Annotated in this window: 1 protein-coding gene; it reads right to left on the bottom strand. The window is 50.8% G+C overall.

Going from position 1 to position 528, the window contains the following annotated elements; genetic code table 11:
* Positions 1 to 528, bottom strand: a 528-nt coding sequence (locus tag R7Z47_RS26705; protein WP_318131005.1) for a DUF1513 domain-containing protein, incomplete at both ends; no start/stop codon positions are given.

Below are 528 nucleotides of genomic sequence, written 5' to 3'. Positions count from 1 at the left end.
CGTTTTGCGAAAGGTAGCTCAAGCTTGGCGTCATGCTGTCCAAATTCAAAGGCTCACGACCATTAGTATGCACCCCACCCACACCAATCGCTAACGTGCCATCGGGCATCATGATCACTTCATGAGGCCCAATACCGAATCCCGATAACTCAGCGATTTTTCGGTATTGGTTTTCAACATCGTAAACACCAATGATGCCTCGGCTAGTGCCTCTTTCGCCTTCCGTAGCGAAGAGATAAAGACCATCGTGAGAATAAACGCCGTGGCCGTAAAAATGGCGCTCCGGTTTTGCCGGTTCCAACTTGAGCATTTGTTCTGTTCGATAGTCGAACACCATAAAGAAAGCGCCAGGACGTCGACCAAAAACAACCGCGTGGCCATGCTGATTGGTCGCCACGCCATGTCCACGTTCAGGGATAGGTAACGTCGAAATAGGCATACCATGTTCATCAGCCACCACGGCAGCAAACTTATCTCGCCCGACAATGGAACAACCAATCAATGCGGGCTCTCGCTTTGTTGTCGCCG

Source organism: Vibrio sp. 1641, assembly GCF_033339995.1.
Classification (GTDB): domain Bacteria; phylum Pseudomonadota; class Gammaproteobacteria; order Enterobacterales; family Vibrionaceae; genus Vibrio; species Vibrio alginolyticus.
Note: the sequence above shows the minus strand (reverse complement) of the source record. Positions and strands in the feature narration are given on the sequence as shown.